This window comes from Limibacillus sp. MBR-115, assembly GCF_040549425.1.
Lineage (GTDB): Bacteria > Pseudomonadota > Alphaproteobacteria > Kiloniellales > CECT-8803 > Limibacillus > Limibacillus halophilus.
Genome location: NZ_JBEPTJ010000004.1, coordinates 128,334 through 143,505, shown reverse-complemented (window position 1 = coordinate 143,505; position 15,172 = coordinate 128,334). Strand labels below are relative to the sequence as shown.

General features: G+C 59.4%; 17 protein-coding genes. 10 read left to right on the top strand and 7 right to left on the bottom strand.

The annotated features are described in order from the left end of the window. Positions 1–131: 131 nt before the first annotated feature. Positions 132–401, top strand: coding sequence for a hypothetical protein (locus ABIE63_RS10380; protein ID WP_354504409.1), 270 nt, complete (start codon positions 132–134; stop codon positions 399–401). A gap of 143 nt (positions 402–544) precedes the next feature. Here ABIE63_RS10380 and ABIE63_RS10375 read toward each other — a convergent pair whose 3' ends face one another. The 3 genes from ABIE63_RS10375 to ABIE63_RS10365 all read right to left on the bottom strand — a co-directional run bounded on the left by ABIE63_RS10375 (position 545) and on the right by ABIE63_RS10365 (position 3,964). Next, positions 545–1,990 (bottom strand): FAD-dependent oxidoreductase, encoded by a 1,446-nt coding sequence (locus ABIE63_RS10375; RefSeq protein WP_354504408.1) that lies wholly within the window; start codon positions 1,988–1,990, stop codon positions 545–547. Positions 1,991–2,081: 91 nt separating this feature from the next. Then, a complete protein-coding gene (locus ABIE63_RS10370) occupies positions 2,082–2,822 on the bottom strand; it encodes a TVP38/TMEM64 family protein (RefSeq protein ID WP_354504407.1) in 741 nt (246 codons plus the stop codon). Positions 2,823–3,076: 254 nt separating this feature from the next. Further along, complete coding sequence (locus ABIE63_RS10365) at positions 3,077–3,964, bottom strand: DMT family transporter (RefSeq protein WP_354504406.1); 888 nt, start codon at positions 3,962–3,964, stop codon at positions 3,077–3,079. Positions 3,965–4,450: 486 nt separating this feature from the next. Between ABIE63_RS10365 and rpmH the strand changes: the two genes are divergently transcribed. From rpmH to argB, 6 genes are read left to right on the top strand one after another with little or no spacing between them, the layout of a single operon-like run. Next, positions 4,451–4,585 (top strand): 50S ribosomal protein L34, encoded by a 135-nt coding sequence (rpmH, locus tag ABIE63_RS10360; RefSeq protein ID WP_183417465.1) that lies wholly within the window; start codon positions 4,451–4,453, stop codon positions 4,583–4,585. Positions 4,586–4,588: 3 nt separating this feature from the next. After that, positions 4,589–4,999, top strand: a complete 411-nt coding sequence (gene rnpA / locus ABIE63_RS10355) for a ribonuclease P protein component (protein ID WP_183417464.1) — start codon at positions 4,589–4,591, stop codon at positions 4,997–4,999. After that, on the top strand, positions 4,996–5,334 hold the full coding sequence (yidD, locus tag ABIE63_RS10350) for a membrane protein insertion efficiency factor YidD (protein WP_354504404.1): 339 nt from the start codon (positions 4,996–4,998) through the stop codon (positions 5,332–5,334). The genes rnpA and yidD overlap by 4 nt, the downstream gene beginning before the upstream one ends. A 6-nt stretch (positions 5,335–5,340) precedes the next feature. Then, complete coding sequence (yidC, locus tag ABIE63_RS10345; RefSeq protein ID WP_354504403.1) at positions 5,341–7,122, top strand: membrane protein insertase YidC; 1,782 nt, start codon at positions 5,341–5,343, stop codon at positions 7,120–7,122. Further along, the gene (yihA, locus tag ABIE63_RS10340; protein ID WP_354504402.1) at positions 7,122–7,817 is read left to right on the top strand and encodes a ribosome biogenesis GTP-binding protein YihA/YsxC; all 696 of its coding nucleotides are present in this window, start codon (positions 7,122–7,124) and stop codon (positions 7,815–7,817) included. Before yidC ends, yihA begins: the two co-directional genes overlap by 1 nt. Before the next feature lie 44 nt (positions 7,818–7,861). Then, positions 7,862–8,776, top strand: a complete 915-nt coding sequence (gene argB, locus ABIE63_RS10335) for an acetylglutamate kinase (protein ID WP_183417460.1) — start codon at positions 7,862–7,864, stop codon at positions 8,774–8,776. A 1-nt stretch (position 8,777) separates the two neighbouring features. Here the strand turns inward: argB and rmuC are convergent, their stop codons facing one another. Next, positions 8,778–9,893 carry a DNA recombination protein RmuC gene (gene rmuC, locus ABIE63_RS10330; protein ID WP_354504401.1) on the bottom strand — a complete coding sequence of 372 codons (1,116 nt, stop codon included), beginning with the start codon at positions 9,891–9,893 and terminating at the stop codon, positions 8,778–8,780. 157 nt (positions 9,894–10,050) lie between these two features. Here rmuC and def point away from each other — a divergent pair, with 157 nt between their 5' ends. The 3 genes from def to truA are packed head-to-tail and all read left to right on the top strand — an operon-like array spanning position 10,051 to position 12,293. Then, positions 10,051–10,581, top strand: coding sequence for a peptide deformylase (def, locus tag ABIE63_RS10325; protein ID WP_183417458.1), 531 nt, complete (start codon positions 10,051–10,053; stop codon positions 10,579–10,581). Between the two features lie 42 nt (positions 10,582–10,623). Then, on the top strand, positions 10,624–11,553 hold the full coding sequence (gene fmt / locus ABIE63_RS10320) for a methionyl-tRNA formyltransferase (RefSeq protein ID WP_354504399.1): 930 nt from the start codon (positions 10,624–10,626) through the stop codon (positions 11,551–11,553). Further along, complete coding sequence (gene truA, locus ABIE63_RS10315) at positions 11,550–12,293, top strand: tRNA pseudouridine(38-40) synthase TruA (RefSeq protein ID WP_354504398.1); 744 nt, start codon at positions 11,550–11,552, stop codon at positions 12,291–12,293. The genes fmt and truA overlap by 4 nt, the downstream gene beginning before the upstream one ends. A gap of 15 nt (positions 12,294–12,308) precedes the next feature. Here truA and argC read toward each other — a convergent pair whose 3' ends face one another. The 3 genes from argC to dapE form a co-directional block, all read right to left on the bottom strand. After that, the gene (gene argC, locus ABIE63_RS10310; protein WP_354504396.1) at positions 12,309–13,268 is read right to left on the bottom strand and encodes an N-acetyl-gamma-glutamyl-phosphate reductase; all 960 of its coding nucleotides are present in this window, start codon (positions 13,266–13,268) and stop codon (positions 12,309–12,311) included. Positions 13,269–13,386: 118 nt separating this feature from the next. After that, the gene (locus ABIE63_RS10305) at positions 13,387–13,995 is read right to left on the bottom strand and encodes a hypothetical protein (protein ID WP_183417454.1); all 609 of its coding nucleotides are present in this window, start codon (positions 13,993–13,995) and stop codon (positions 13,387–13,389) included. Then, positions 13,992–15,140 carry a succinyl-diaminopimelate desuccinylase gene (gene dapE, locus ABIE63_RS10300; RefSeq protein ID WP_354504395.1) on the bottom strand — a complete coding sequence of 383 codons (1,149 nt, stop codon included), beginning with the start codon at positions 15,138–15,140 and terminating at the stop codon, positions 13,992–13,994. Before dapE ends, ABIE63_RS10305 begins: the two co-directional genes overlap by 4 nt. Positions 15,141–15,172: the final 32 nt, after the last annotated feature.

The following is a 15,172-nucleotide window of genomic DNA, read 5'->3' as shown; positions in this document are numbered from 1 at the left end:
CCCAGAGGGAGAGGGAGAGAGTGGGATAGCCTTCTGAGCGTCAGCGTTCTAGGCCGATAATTCCGGCCGTTCTGTTACCTGCAAACTGTTAGTTCTTCTTAGCCGCACAGGGATTGCAGGGATTGCAAGCCTTGGCTGCACAAGGATTGCAGGGATTGCAAGCCTTGGCCGCACAGGGATTGCAGGGATTGCAGGCCTTGGCCGCACAGGGATTGCAGGGATTGCAAGCCTTGGCCGCACAGGGATTGCAGGGGTTGCAACCGGATGCGAGCTGGACTGAATTATCGAGCACCTTGGCGGCGGCGGCGGGCAACACGGCGGCGCCTGTCGCCAGAGTGGCTACACTGAGAGCTACAACTGTCTTCTTGAACATGGGTATTCCTCGCTACTGCAATTGCTAGGTTCGGAATTTTTTTCACTGGATCCAAACCGTATCCTACCTGGGATAATGCGCAGTGGCGGGGTGATAAGCCACTCACGTTCACAGATAAAATGTCAACTTTCTGTGAGAGCAAACCCTAGTATTTCTGCGAATTTCCGCGCTTTAGCCGAGCTTCAGCAGTAGCCGCACCAACCACTTCGTACGCTCACTGAAAAGCTTGGGTGTGTAATGGGACCCGGTCGCCCTTTTGGTGACCTCTCCGAATGTTGGATAAGGGGCGATCATGCCCACCATGTCCTTCACCGAAAGCTTTTTGTGAAGTGCCAGCACCCAGGGATAGATCGCCTCACCGGCGTGGGCGCCAACGATGGTGCAGCCGAGTATTCTCCCTTTCGGAGTCACGATGGCCTTCAGCAATCCGGCCGTCTGCCGCTCGCTTTGCGCCCGGTCATTCTCGGCAAAGGGCCAGCGCAGCACCTGCACGGTCAAACCCTGATCGTCAGCCATTTTCTCAGTCAAGCCGACATGCGCGAGTTCCGGGTCGCTGTAAGTGACCCAGGGCAGCGCGCTGTAGTCGGTCCTGGCGGGCAAGCGAAAGAGGAAGGAGCGGATGAAAAGACTGGCGTGATAACTCGCCACATGGGTGAATTGTGGACCGCCAGCCACGTCCCCCACCGCATAGATCTTACGGTTGCTGGTCCGCAACCCGGCATCCACCTTGACGCCGGCACGGTGAAATTCGACGCCGGCCTTCTCCAGATCAAGCCCCTGGATCGAAGGCGTGCGGCCGGCCGCGACCAATAAGTGACTGCCCTGTAGCTGCTCGGTCGCGCCGTCCTGGCGCTCGACCTCCACAGTTACGCCGCCATTCTTGAATGCGCTCTCGACCGGTGAAGAGACGCGCGTAACTTTTGCACCTTCGTGCAAAAACACCCCGTCCTTTCGCAACGATTGACGCACGACATCGGCGGCCTCCGGGTCATCCTTGGGCAGAAGCGATGCCATCTCGACAATGGAAACCTGCGTGCCGAGGCGCGCGAAAGCCTGGCTCAACTCACATCCGATGGGGCCTCCACCCATCACGATGAGATGCTCCGGCTGTTCCTGAAGATCGAAAAGCGTTTCGTTCGTTAGAAAGGGCACATCCGCAAGACCCTCGATCGGCGGGACCATGGGTTTGGATCCGGTGGCGATCACGAAACGCTTGGCGGTGATCTCCTGCTCTCCGGCCACGACCCGGTCCTTATCGACGAACCGCGCCCATTCGCGGATGACCGTGACGCCCAAGCCCTCAAAACGTTCTTGTGAATCGACAGGAGCGATACCCGCGATCACGTCCTTCACATGGGCCATGACGCCTGCAAAATCGACCTCCGGCTTGGTGTAGGTGATACCGAACTTGGCGGCCTCCGCGCCGCTATGGGCAGCCTTGGCGGCGGCCAGCAACGCTTTTGAGGGAACGCAACCCACGTTCAGGCAATCGCCGCCCATCTCGCCCGCTTCTATCAGTGCGGTGCGTGCGCCCAGTTGGGATGCCCCTGCCGCGATTGATAGACCTGCGGCCCCGGCACCTATGACACAGATGTCAAACTCCAATGGCTTTGACATATCCTCTCCCGCCGATACGTGAAAATTGAGATTAAACTTACTTGGGTCCCTTTTGGAGCGCCCTTAGCAGGCGTTCGGCTTGGGGATCCGATCAGCCCTTGTCCCGCCGCGCCTTAATCTTACGGTAGGCGACCGGCAGCAGTGAAAGCAGCGACAACCCGATCAACGGCATGAATATTTCCAGATTGAAGATAATACCTAGGTCCGGCGTCCGGCCCTGAGCGAGAAGCGTGCCCAAGCCTGCACCGACAGAGGCATACACGAAGGTTCCCGGAATGATGCCCAACAACGTGCCGATGAAATAGGTGCGCAGCGGTACTTCCAGTAGCGCCGGCACGATGTTCACAAGCCAGAAAGGGAACAACGGAATCAGGCGTAGGACCAGCAGATAGCTCAAGGCATTCTCCTGAAAGCCCCGCTCCATACGCAGTAGCGCGCCACCGGCCTTTTTACGGAACAGATCGCCAAGCGCCGTGCGGGCTGCCAGAAATACCAGACAGGCGCCAATCGTGGCTCCAAGGACGGTTGCCGTTCCACCGATCAGGGTACCAAACAAGTAACCGCCGACCAGGGTCATGATGGCGCCGCCTGGAATCGAAAAGGCAACCACCAGGATGTACGCCGCGGAATAGATCAGGAAGGAAGCAATCGCGTTATCCGAAACCTGCTGGATCAACCATTCATTATGATCTACCAACGCATTCCAAGACAGGTACTCGTCCAGCCCGGCGGCAAAGAACGCGACAAATCCGGCCGCCAGCAACAGCAACGGCAGGAACCGCTGGAAGAGTGTTTTCTTCGCAACTGGCTGTAACGTTGCATCGCTGGTCACGGTTTCTTCCTCTCGCACGTTCGATCCATCCTCGCATGGTCCACCGAATGCTGCTCCAACAGCATCGCTCCCTGGCTCGTTGCACGCAAACAAATGTCGGAAGTCCTTGCTCCCGACAGACTGCTCGACAAGAGGTTCCTCGTGCCTCGCACACTAGCCCCGATGGCAAACTGCTATGTAGCACCGCCGCCTATCACAACCCATTCACCTTAGAGTGAGCTTTTCCGGCGGCCGCACTTCGGAAGCCCAACACTTCAAGCCGCTATTTTCCTTGATCTCGCTTTGGGCGCCGTGAACACAAGAACGGCGCCAAGAAGCGCCAGGCCAACACCGAGTCCTGTCGTGAGGCTCCAGACCAAGCCCTCGAACACCGTCGAGGTTGCCAGGGCTACCAGCGGGAAAAGCACCGTTGCGTAAGAAGCCCGGATCGGTCCCCAGCGCGTGATGAGATTGAGATAGGCAATGAAGGCGACAACAGATGCGCCGACAGCCAGATAGACAAGTGAGCCCAGATAGGTGGCGGAAAAATCGATAGGTAGTGCGCTGTGTCGATACAAACTGATCGCGGCCGTTAGCAAGCCGCCGTAGAGCATCCCCCACGCCATTCCGTTCAGTAGGTCGATATCGCGTCTTACCCGGATCGAAACGAAATTGCCCAGCGAAAAGGAATACGTGCCGGCCAGGGTCAGGGACAACCCAATCCAGCTATCCTTACCGCCGATTGCCTGCGCATCGACACTGAAGAGGCAGGCGATGCCCAGAACTCCGACAAACGATCCGAACACAACCTGCAGAGAAGGTATCTGTCTCAGAAAAATCAAACTGTTGATTGAGCCGAAAATGGCCGCACAAGCGAAGATCACGGATACGACACCGCTGGCGACATAAGAAGTCGCCGCATAGATGAATAAGAAATTACCGCTGAAGAGAAACAACCCCAAAAGGAGGACCCAGCCCTGGGCGGCAACGGGGATCTTGCGCAGTTTCCCCGACACCGCCAACCCCAGAAACATGAGACCGCTGGCCAACAGGAACCGCCAGGCCACCGAGGCCTCAATGGGCGTTGTCCCCAATTGAAGCGCGATCGCGTACCAAGAAAATCCCCAGGTTGTAACGACGATCAGCAAAAGAGCGACGGGCATGCGATCAGCCCCCCATTTATAGCCGCATGAAGGCAATCCGTCGCCTTGCACGATACAACCAACAGGCCGTTTGGGCGCTCGACGGAAATCAAAAGCCTTGTATTCCGAGTTGGCCTTTATAGACAAGTGGTTGCAGGAAAATCAGCACCCATAGAGCCGCTATGACTGAGTCCCCAATTGCATAGGCGCGACCGTGCACGGGCCTCTGTCCGATTGCGGGTTGGCGACAAGCCTCCCATCCGCGCGGTGGCCGTCTCACGGGAACCTTCCAGGGGTGATTCTCCTCTAGAAGCCGCCTCCCATATCCTGCGCGATAGAGCTTGTATCCGCAGCACGGCAACGATAGGTTTCCCGTCGCCGTGGCAAGTAGTCTTTGCGAAAACAAGGTTAGGCGTCGTTGACAGATGGCGCAGGCATGCTTATACAGCCCCGGCAAAGTTAATCGGCTAACGGGCCGATGAGACCAATCTAGAACGGAGAAGACAAGTGAAGCGCACCTTTCAGCCAAGTGTGCTGGTCCGCAAGCGCCGCCATGGATTCCGCGCGCGCAAGGCTACCGTCGGTGGTCGCCGCGTACTCGCGCAGCGCCGTGCGAGGGGTCGTAAGCGCCTGTCCGCCTGAGTCATGTCGGCGGATCTGGCGCGCGCGACCAAACTGGGTCGCCTGACCAAGCGGTCGGAATTTCTTAGCGTCGCCGCCAGCGGTCTGAAATGGGTCACGCCGGGCTTGATACTTCAGGCCAAACGGCGTCCTACAGCACCGCTTCGGGACCAGGAGGACCGCGACGTGCCTGCCGCAGATTCCATCCGAGTGGGTTACACAGCCAGCCGCAAGGTCGGTTCGGCTGTTGTGCGCAACCGCGCCCGACGACGGCTGCGCGCCGCTGTTTCGGCTGTATTGCCCGATCACGCCGCACCCGGCACCGACTACGTACTCATCGCGCGGCACTCTACGCCCTCGCGCAACTTTACCGAATTACTGTCTGACCTGACGGCGGCTCTGTGTCGCTTGAAAGAGCGGGAGGCGCGCAAATGACGCACATCCTGGGTCTACCATTCAAGTGGCTCGCGATTGGGCTGATCTATTTTTACCGCTATTGCCTATCGGCATTGTTGATGCCGCGTTGCCGTTACCTTCCAACCTGTTCCGAGTACGCCCTCGACGCCATCAGGCATCATGGCGCTATGCACGGCGGTTGGCTGGCTGTAAAACGCATTGCCCGCTGCCATCCCATGGGTGGCTCGGGCTACGACCCTGTCCCAAAAATCCCGGGACAAGACAGAATCCAACCACACACCCACACCGTGGACTGTGGAGGGGCCTGTCATGACGAAAAGGGTGATATGAACGCCAGGTTGCTCGGGAGCTGACATCGGATGGACCAGAAGAACATCATCATCGCAATCACCCTGTCCGTTGCGATTCTATTGGGTTTTCAGTTTTTTTATGAAGTGCCGCGCCTGAAAGAGCAGCAACAACTGGCCGCGCAGCAAGCCGCTCAGCAACCGCAGGGTGACGCCATCATTCCGCAGCCCGGCAGCGGAACCGGAACCGGCGATTCCGTGGCAGCGCCCGGATCCGACGCGGCGACGGCGCTCCAGAGCAAGACGCGCGACGAGTTGCTGGGGGAAGACCCCAGAGTGAAGATTTCTTCTCCACAGCTCTCCGGCTCCATCCGTCTGCGCGGCGGGCGTCTGGATGACTTGGTTTTGCTGAACTATCGCGAGGAAATTGCTCCGGAGAGCCCCAAGATCAGGCTGCTCAACCCGGTAGGCGGCGGCGAGGGCTATTTTGCCGACCTCGGCTGGGCGCCGAGCGACCCGGCGGTTAAGGTTCCCGGCGCGGACACGCTGTGGCAGGCCGAGGGCGGACCCTTGGCGCCCGGCCAAGACGTCAAACTGAGCTGGAACAACGGCGAAGGTCTGACATTCGAGCGCATCTATTCGCTGAGCGACAACTACCTGTTCACGGTCAAGCAGCGCGTCACCAACGATAGCGCCACGCCTGTTTCCTTGGCGCCCTACGGATTGATTTCCCGTCGCGGCACGCCGGAAACGCTTGGCTTTTATATTCTACACGAAGGTCTGTTGGGCGTATTCGACGGGACTTTGAAAGAGGTCGACTACAGCGATCTCGCCGACGAAGGGCGCATCGAGCAAGACACCACGGGTGGTTGGATCGGCATCACCGACAAATACTGGCTTGTGGCTCTTTTGCCCGATCAGGAACGTAAACTGGGTACGCGCTTCGTCTATGACGGCACGGGGCCGCTGCCTAAATATCAGACGGATTATATCTGGGAGCAGCAAGAGGTTGCCGCCGGATCGAGCCTGGAGACCACTAACCGAATATTCGCGGGCGCCAAGCGAGTCGTTCTCCTCGACCAAATCCGCGACAAATACAATGTCGCAGGATTGGATCGCGCTGTCGATTTCGGATGGTTTTACTTCCTGACCAAGCCGATTTTCTACGTGATGCATTTCTTCAACGACCTGTTGGGCAACTTCGGCCTTGCCATTATGGCGCTAACGGTCTGCATCAAGCTGGTCTTCTTCCCGCTCGCCAACAAGTCCTATAAATCCATGGCGAAGATGCGCAAGCTGACCCCCGAACTCACGGAGTTGCGCGAGCGCTACAGCGGCGACAAGACCAAACTGAACACCGAAATGATGCAGCTTTATAAGAAGGAGAAGGTCAATCCCCTCTCCGGCTGCCTGCCGATCTTGATCCAGATTCCCGTGTTCTTTGCGCTCTACAAGGTGATCTTCGTCACAATCGAAATGCGCCACGCCCCCTTCTTTGGCTGGATTCAGGACCTCTCGGCCAAGGATCCTACATCGATCTTCAATCTCTTCGGACTGCTGCCCTATGACATCCCGAATTTGGGCCCGTTGGAGATTCTCAGTCTCGGCATCTGGCCTCTTGTGATGGGCTTCACCATGTGGTTCCAGCAGCGCCTGAATCCGCCGCCGCCCGACAAAACGCAGGCCATGATCTTCCAGTTGATGCCGATCTTCTTCACCTTCATCCTGGCAGGCTTCCCTGCCGGACTGGTGATCTACTGGACCTGGAACAACTCCCTGTCGATCTTGCAGCAGGTGGTGATCATGAAGCGCCAGGGCGTGCCGATCGGGCGCATGCCGACCAAGAAAACCTGATGGAAGAGGTCCCGCCCGTTCCCAGCCCGCAGCCCGAGGAACCGAGCGAGGAGTCGCTCGCCTTTGGCCGCTGGCTATTCGCGCAGGACTGTCAGTTCATCATGGCGGCAGCCGATTTAAACCAGCTGCCGCTTGCCGATCTTCCGGAGATCGCCTTCGCGGGTCGGTCCAATGTCGGCAAGTCGAGTCTGGTGAACGCCTTGACCGGCCGCAACACCCTGGCGCGCGCCTCGAACACCCCTGGGCGCACTCAGCAGCTCATCTTCTTCGATCTCGGCACCCAACTGCGCCTGGTGGATTTACCGGGCTACGGTTATGCCAAAGCAGGCAAGTCCGCGATCCGCCAGTGGACGCGCTTGACCCGCGCATTCCTGAAAGGCCGCGCCAGTCTCATGCGGGTTTGTCTGCTGGTCGATGCCCGTCATGGAATCAAGGATAGCGATCGCGAGGTCATGAAGGAGCTTGATGATGCAGCGGTTTCCTATCAAATCATCCTGACCAAGGCCGACAAGACGAAAGCCAGCGAGCAGGCTGCCTTGCTTGAGGCAACAGCCAAGGAAGCCCGGGGTCATGTTGCCGCGCACCCGGAGATTGTGCTGACCTCGGCGCAAGAAAATTGGGGAATCGACCGGCTTCGCGCTAGTCTGTCATCATTCGCGCAAGGCGCGCCTCGCAACGACGGACCAGCGACTTGATCGACAGGGATCGAGTGCGTGCGGTGAGGAGGACACCAGGGACCATGACAACGACCCCGAAAAGCTTCAGTGAAACCAAACATTGGCTGCGCACCGCGGAGACCATCACCGAAGCGTTGCCCTTCATGCGCCGCTACACCGGGCGCACCTGTGTCATCAAATACGGCGGTCACGCCATGGGCGATGCAGAATTGTCCCGAATCTTCGCGCGCGATGTAGTGCTGCTGAAACAAATCGGCATCAACCCCATCGTGGTTCACGGCGGCGGCCCACAGATCGGTGCGATGCTCGAACGCCTGGCGGTCAAAAGCGAGTTCGTCGATGGTCTTCGGGTCACCGATCAAGCAACGGTCGAGATCGTCGAGATGGTCCTTTCCGGTTCGATCAATAAATCGATCGTCCAGGCTATCAACGAAGCCGGCGGTACGGCGATCGGGCTTTCCGGTAAGGACGGTAACCTGATCAAAGCCAGCAAGCTCAGGCGCACCAAGCATGACCCGGAATCAAACATCGAGAAAATTCTGGACTTGGGTTTCGTGGGTGAACCGCAGGAGGTCAACCCGCATATCCTGATGGAACTCGAACAAGACGACATGATCCCGGTCATCGCCCCTATCGGCGCAGGTGTGAACGGCGAAACCTACAACATCAACGCTGACACCGTCGCCGGCGCGGTCGCTGCCGCGATGGGGGCCGTTCGCCTGTTGCTGTTAACTGACGTGATTGGTGTTCTGGATAAGAACAAGGAGCTGATCTCCGATTTGACGGTGGAGGACGTAAAACGCCTGCAATCGGACGGCACTATTTCGGGCGGCATGATCCCGAAGCTGGAAACCTGCACCATGGCCGTCGAAAACGGCGTTGATGCAGCGGTCATCCTGGACGGCCGCCTACCCCATGCCATGCTACTGGAGATCTTCACCGATCGCGGTATCGGAACCCTCATCCGACGGGAGTAGTTCAGGTCTCGCCCGCCTTACCGCCGCCCGCCAAAGGCGGCACCAGCGTGGGCTTGCCATCCTTATCCGGGTCTTCAAGCTGCAGTTCGCCGATCTTGCTGCTGCGGCTGGAAATCTTGCCCGAAGAAACCTCTATGTCCCGAATATCGCTGTTCGCAGAATCGAAATGCTTGCGAAGCTTGGCCACGCGTTCGTCCAGGCGTTCGATGTCCTTCGACAGGGTCATAACTTCCCGCTGAATGACATGGGCCTGCTCGCGCATGCGCACGTCCTTGAGAACCGCGCGCACGGTATTCAAGGTCGCCATGAGCGTCGTGGGTGACACGATCCAGACGCGGCGGCTGTAGGACTCCTCGACGACCCCGCGGAAGTTGGCGTGGAGTTCTGCATAGACCGCCTCGGAGGGCAGGAACATTAGCGCCGATTCGGCCGTCTCCCCGGGAATGATGTACTTCTCCGCGATGGCGGTGATATGACGGCGCACGTCATCGCGAAAGCGCCTGCTCGCTTGGAGTTTAGCCGCCTCATCGCCGGCGGACCGCAACGCCTCGTAACTTTCCAGCGGAAATTTAGCATCAATGCCGATAGGCCCGGGCGGATTGGGAAGCTGCAGCAGGCAATCAACCCTGACACCGGTCGAAAGCGGCGTTTGGAACCCATAGGACGACGGCGGCAGTATGGCGCTGACCAGGTCCTTGAGCTGCACTTCCCCGAATGCCCCGCGCGCCTGCTTGTTTGAAAGAATGTCCTGCAGCGACACCACATCCTTGGACAACTCCGTGATGTTCTGTTGCGCCTTGTCGATCACCACGAGACGCTCACGCAATTCGCCCAACGTCTTCTGCTGTGTCGTGGACTGCTCCTGCAAGCGGTCACTCACCCGCTTCCCAAAATCCGTCAGTCGCTGCTCGACCATTTGCGACAACACTCGTTCCTGGCCCTGTAAGCGCTCGGCAATCTGGTTCTGGCTGACCGCCAACCCCTCGGCCATCTGTGCCAGACGGCCGGAAAGCTCCGCGGATTCGGGCACGTCGTTCCGGCGGGCGCTAAGAAGCCATCCCCCCAGCAACCCCGCCACGACGGCCAGCAGGATGACGCCCAAAGTCATGATATCCATACGATTCGTCCTCTTGGTCCGGCGCTCCGGGTCATCGCTCCCGAGTCGCCATTCGACAGTGTACCAGAGCCACTGTGCCTTGACGCCCGGCCTTCGGCGCAATACTTACCTCGCCAGGAGTATTTCTACGGATAAATAACGAAAGCAGACAGACGCCATGGCCCTCTTGCCCATCATCACCGCGCCCGACCCTCGGCTGAAGAAGAAAGCTGCCCCGGTGGAGAAGGTTGATGCGGAAGTTCGCCAGCTTATGGACGACATGTTGGAAACCATGTACCAGGCGCCGGGTATCGGCTTGGCCGCGCCGCAGGTAGGTGTCCTCAAGCGCGTCATCGTGCTGGATATCACGCACGAGGAAGAACCGCGTAATCCTCTGTTCATGGCGAACCCGGAAATAATATGGGTGTCCGACGAGGACGCCAGTTACAACGAGGGATGCCTTTCCCTGCCCGAACACTACGCGGATGTGGTGCGCCCTGCCGCTGTACGCGTGCGCTACCTGGATCATGAGAATGAAATCCGAGAAATAGAGGCAACCGAACTACTGGCTACCTGCATCCAACACGAGATCGATCACCTGGACGGTATTCTCTTTGTCGACCATATCTCCGCACTCAAGCGCAACATGATCCTGCGCAAACTCCTCAAGGCCAAGAAAAGTAACGAACCCGAAACCGTCAACGCCTGACGGCTTGGACGTAGCACTATTGAAGCGCTATCTTTCGCTCCCATGACAGCCTTGAAACTCGCCTTCATGGGAACGCCCGATTTCGCGGTTCCCAGTTTAGATGCCCTGCTCTGTGCTGGGCATGATGTCGTTGCGGTTTATTGCCAACCACCCCGTCCGGCGGGCCGCGGCAAGAAGCTTCGTCCCTGCCCTGTTCAGGTTTTTGCAGAGGGTCGCGGACTGATGGTTCGCAGTCCCGCATCACTGCGCGACGGCACAGCCCAGAACGACTTTCGCAATTTGGAGCTCGATGCGGCGGTCGTGACCGCCTACGGACTGCTCCTGCCTCCGGGAATCCTGCAAGCACCGCGTTTGGGTTGTTTGAACGTCCATGCCTCGCTTCTGCCCCGTTGGCGTGGCGCGGCACCGATTCAGCGCGCGATCCTGGAGGGTGACGATAGGTCGGGTATCACCATCATGCAGATGGACGAGGGCCTGGACACCGGCGCGATCTTGCTGCAGGAGGCGATCCCCATCACCAACCGAGACACCGGGCAGCGCCTTCATGATCGGTTGGCTTTATTGGGTGGCGCATTGATCGCACAAGCGCTCGTCGGTTTGCAGCAAGGCACGCTCACGGCCGTCCCGCAACCGACAAAGGGCGTCACCTATGCGGAGAAGCTGACCCGCGAGGAAGCAAAGCTGGACTGGCGCCAGGATGCGACCCGTCTGGAGCGTCAGGTGCGGGCCTTCACGCCCTGGCCCGGCGCCTGGTTCGAAGCGCGCGGGGAGCGGCTTCGTGTTCTGGATGCCGAGGTCGTTGATGGCGAGGGCACCGCCCTTCCTGGAACACTGCTGGATCAGCATCTAACAGTTGCTTGCGGTGCGCAGGCGTTGCGTGTCACCCGTCTGCAGCGCGCCGGGAGAGCCCCGATGGCGGCAGCCGATCTTTTGCGCGGATTTAGCCTGGAACCCGGTCTATTGCTGACATGACACAGCGCTTCAAGATTACCCTTGAATACGACGGTGGCCCCTTTGTCGGCTGGCAACGGCAGGACAACGGACCCAGCGTGCAACAAGCCCTGGAGGAGGCCATCACGGCCTTTAGCGGAGAAATGCAAAGTGTACAGGGTGCCGGGCGAACCGATTCCGGTGTGCACGCGCTCGGTCAGGTCGCACACTTCGATCTTGATCGCTCGATCGACACTGACGAGTTGCTCGGTGCGATAAACCACCACCTGCGCCCCTGGCCGGTCAGCGTGCGTTCAGCCGAAATTGTGCCCGAGGACTTTCACGCCCGCTTCTCGGCTACCGGCCGCGCCTATCTTTACCGTATCGTCAATCGACGCGCCCCTTTGGCCCTGGACCTGGGTCGGGTTTGGTGGGTACCCGTCGCCCTGGATGCGGAAGCCATGGCCGCGGGAGCCGCCTTGCTGGTCGGTCATCATGATTTCACGTCGTTTCGCGCCAGCGAATGCCAGGCCGCCTCGCCGGAGAAGACACTCGACAAGCTGGAGGTCCGGCGTTCGGGAGAAGAGATTCAGGTCATCGCGGAAGCCAGGTCATTCCTACATCACCAAGTGCGCAATATCGTCGGCACTTTGAAGCTGGTCGGCCAGGGGCGTTGGCCCGCGTCGCGCGTCGCAAAGGTGTTGGCGGCAAAGGATAGAAGCGCCGCCGGCCCGACCGCCCCTCCGGACGGTCTGTACCTCACCAACGTCACTTACGACTGAGGCCCAAAGAGCCGTTCAAGCGGCCAAAGACAGGCCCGCTTCCGGAGCGCATCCCAACATCAGATTGAGATTCTGCACGGCCGACCCCGATGCGCCCTTGCCCAGATTGTCGAGCTGAGCGACGACCAAAGCCTGCTCGCTCCGGCTATTCCCGAACACGTGAATGCGCAGTTCGTTCGTGCCATTGAGCGCCTGTGGATCAAGTCGTCTGGCCTTGGCTTCCGTCTCGCAAGGCGAAACCTTCACGAAGGGTTGGCCGTCGTAGTGCTTCTCATAGATGGAACGCACATCCTCGGGACTGGGGCGCCCCGGCAACGCCCAGAGCTGTAGCGGCAGCGAGACCAGCATACCCTGTGCGAAGCGCCCCACCGATGGTGAGAACACCGGCGAATGAGCCAGCCCGCCGTACAGCATCATCTCGGGCAGATGCTTATGCGCCAAATCCAGTGCATAGAGCCAGAACGGACTTTCCGTGTAGGCTGGATTGTCCTTGTCTTCATAGCTTTCGATCAACTGCCGGCCACCGCCGCTGTACCCCGAGATCGCATGAATCGACACCGGATAATCGGTCGGTAGAAGGCCGCGTTCGGTCAAAGGGCGTAGAATGGAAACCGAACCGACCGCATAACAGCCAACGTTTGCCACGCGTTTGGATTCAACCACCCTGGCCGCATGCCCCGGCGTTAATTCCGGAAACCCGTAGGTCCAGCCCTCGGCCACCCGGTGGGCCGTGCTGGCGTCGATGACCCGCGTGTGCGGGCTGTCGATCATGGCCACAGCCTCACGCGATGCCTCGTCCGGCAGGCAGAGGATGGCAAGATCGGCTTCGTTCAGAAGCTCACGACGCGCTGCGGGGTCCTTACGACGCGCGGGCGCAATCGAGAGTAGCTCGATGTCCGTGCGGCCTTCCAGCCGCGCCCTGATCTGCAGGCCGGTCGTCCCAGCCTCGCCGTCGATGAATACCCGCTGTGTCATGGCTCCCGCCTTTCCTTGCCACGGAACCCTAGTCGAAAGATTGGCGCCATCATTGACGAAGCGAGCCCTTAGAGCAAGTCCTGGAAAGGGTTGCCGCCCTATTCGGGGCCCTCAGGCATTAACTGAGAACGGCTTCGCCAAGAAGGAAAATGAACAAGCCGAGCATCAGATCGGCGATCACCATGCCGGCCGCAGCCATCCCCGGAAGCTTCAGCGCCACACGGGCAATCGCCCAATCGAAATACAGAACGCCGATCATCGCGATGAAAACCAGGAACCCACCGCCGCCGGGGAACAGCATCCCACTGAGCAGGGTGACCAGTGCCACCGCGTAAATCTGCACGACCCGCGCCCAGTTGTAGGCGATGATGTAGCCAGGATACTCGGAATCGCGTTTCAAGTTGCGGCAAAGCACGTCGGCCACAACCGGCCAGGCGAGCCAGTTAATGGCATAAACACAAAGGTGCCCCAGCAGGACACCGAGAGAAAAACCACTATCAGTGGCCGTCGTATCAACAGAGCTGGCCACGCCGACCGCATCCTCGACAACAGGTTGCAGCGCAATCAACAACAGATGCGCCGGGCCGGCGAAAAAAGCGGCGTAGAAGGAGCGCCAGAAGCCGCGACGGGAGATATCGAAGAAACGCATGGCGCCGGGGTCCTGGCGCAACAGCAACAGTGCGCCGGACAAGCCGCGTCCCAGTTCTTCCCGATCAGGCAGGCTCATGACGTGAAGTATCCTTCCAGTATCCGCCTGTAGATATTGGTCAGGGCTTGTAATTCTGCCAGCGGAACCTGCTCGTCGACCTTGTGCGCCGTTGCGTTCCGGAGGCCGAACTCCACAACCGGACAGGCGTCCTTTATGAAGCGGGCATCCGAGGTACCACCGGTCGTACCCAGCTCCGGCGCGGCGCCCAGCTCCGCCTGCACCGCGTTTGAAACCAGAGTACTGAGTGAACCCGGCGGGGTTAGAAAAGATTCTCCGGAAACCGAGATTTCCAGTTCATAGGGCCTACCGACGCGGTTGAGGCGTTCGCGGATCCACTGCTCGACCGTGATACCGCTATAGAGGTCGTTGAACCGCACGTTGAACCCGGCACGGGCAACCGCCGGAATCACGTTGGTGGCCGGGTTGCCGATATCGATGGTGGTAACCTGAAGGCTCGACGGAGGAAAATGCGCGCTACCGTCGTCCAATGCATCCGTCGTCAGGTTGGCGAGCATAGCGACCAAGTGATGCGCCGGATTGTCGGCAAGCTGCGGATAGGCCGTATGTCCTTGAATACCGCGCACCACCAGCTTGCCGTTCAAGCTTCCTCGCCGCCCGATCTTCACCATGTCGCCCAGTTTTTGATCGCTGGTCGGCTCCCCAACCAGGCAGTGGTCCAGTTGCTCGCCGTGCTCGGCAAGCCAGGAAAGCATCTTAACGGTACCGTTGACCGCTTCAGCCTCCTCGTCGCCCGTGATCAGAAAGGCGATCGACCCCTTGGGAACGCCGCCTTGCCGATCGAGATAGTCAGCCGTGGCTGCAACGAACGCTGCAATCGAGCCCTTCATGTCAACTGTGCCACGGCCAATCAAGTTTTCGCCGACGACTTCGGCTGCAAAGGGGTCAACGCTCCAGGCAGCCCGATCGCCGACCGGCACCACGTCGGTGTGACCCGCATAGCAGAAAACCGGCGCTTTCGTGCCAAGACGTGCATAGAGATTGTCCACCGGCGGATAGCCCGGTTCCTCGAACGGCAAGCGCTGGCAGTTAAATCCCAAGCCTTCGAGCGTCCGCTGCAACAGGTCGAGCGCGCCGCCTTCGTCGGGTGTGACCGAAGGACAGCGAACCAGATCGCGGCAGAACTCTATGACATCCAACGACATTATTTGGATTATCCTGTGAATCGGAGCTTTCG

Excerpts from the sequence above, each read along its gene's own strand:
- ABIE63_RS10375 (WP_354504408.1), bottom strand. The coding sequence starts at position 1,990 with ATGTCAAAGCCATTGGAGTTTGACATCTGTGTCATAGGTGCCGGGGCC.
- ABIE63_RS10365 (WP_354504406.1), bottom strand. The coding sequence starts at position 3,964 with ATGCCCGTCGCTCTTTTGCTGATCGTCGTTACAACCTGGGGATTTTCT.
- rnpA (WP_183417464.1), top strand. The coding sequence starts at position 4,589 with ATGTCGGCGGATCTGGCGCGCGCGACCAAACTGGGTCGCCTGACCAAG.
- yidD (WP_354504404.1), top strand. The coding sequence starts at position 4,996 with ATGACGCACATCCTGGGTCTACCATTCAAGTGGCTCGCGATTGGGCTG.
- yidC (WP_354504403.1), top strand. The coding sequence starts at position 5,341 with ATGGACCAGAAGAACATCATCATCGCAATCACCCTGTCCGTTGCGATT.
- yihA (WP_354504402.1), top strand. The coding sequence starts at position 7,122 with ATGGAAGAGGTCCCGCCCGTTCCCAGCCCGCAGCCCGAGGAACCGAGC.
- argB (WP_183417460.1), top strand. The coding sequence starts at position 7,862 with ATGACAACGACCCCGAAAAGCTTCAGTGAAACCAAACATTGGCTGCGC.
- rmuC (WP_354504401.1), bottom strand. The coding sequence starts at position 9,893 with ATGGATATCATGACTTTGGGCGTCATCCTGCTGGCCGTCGTGGCGGGG.
- def (WP_183417458.1), top strand. The coding sequence starts at position 10,051 with ATGGCCCTCTTGCCCATCATCACCGCGCCCGACCCTCGGCTGAAGAAG.
- fmt (WP_354504399.1), top strand. The coding sequence starts at position 10,624 with ATGACAGCCTTGAAACTCGCCTTCATGGGAACGCCCGATTTCGCGGTT.
- truA (WP_354504398.1), top strand. The coding sequence starts at position 11,550 with ATGACACAGCGCTTCAAGATTACCCTTGAATACGACGGTGGCCCCTTT.
- argC (WP_354504396.1), bottom strand. The coding sequence starts at position 13,268 with ATGACACAGCGGGTATTCATCGACGGCGAGGCTGGGACGACCGGCCTG.
- ABIE63_RS10305 (WP_183417454.1), bottom strand. The coding sequence starts at position 13,995 with ATGAGCCTGCCTGATCGGGAAGAACTGGGACGCGGCTTGTCCGGCGCA.
- dapE (WP_354504395.1), bottom strand. The coding sequence starts at position 15,140 with ATGTCGTTGGATGTCATAGAGTTCTGCCGCGATCTGGTTCGCTGTCCT.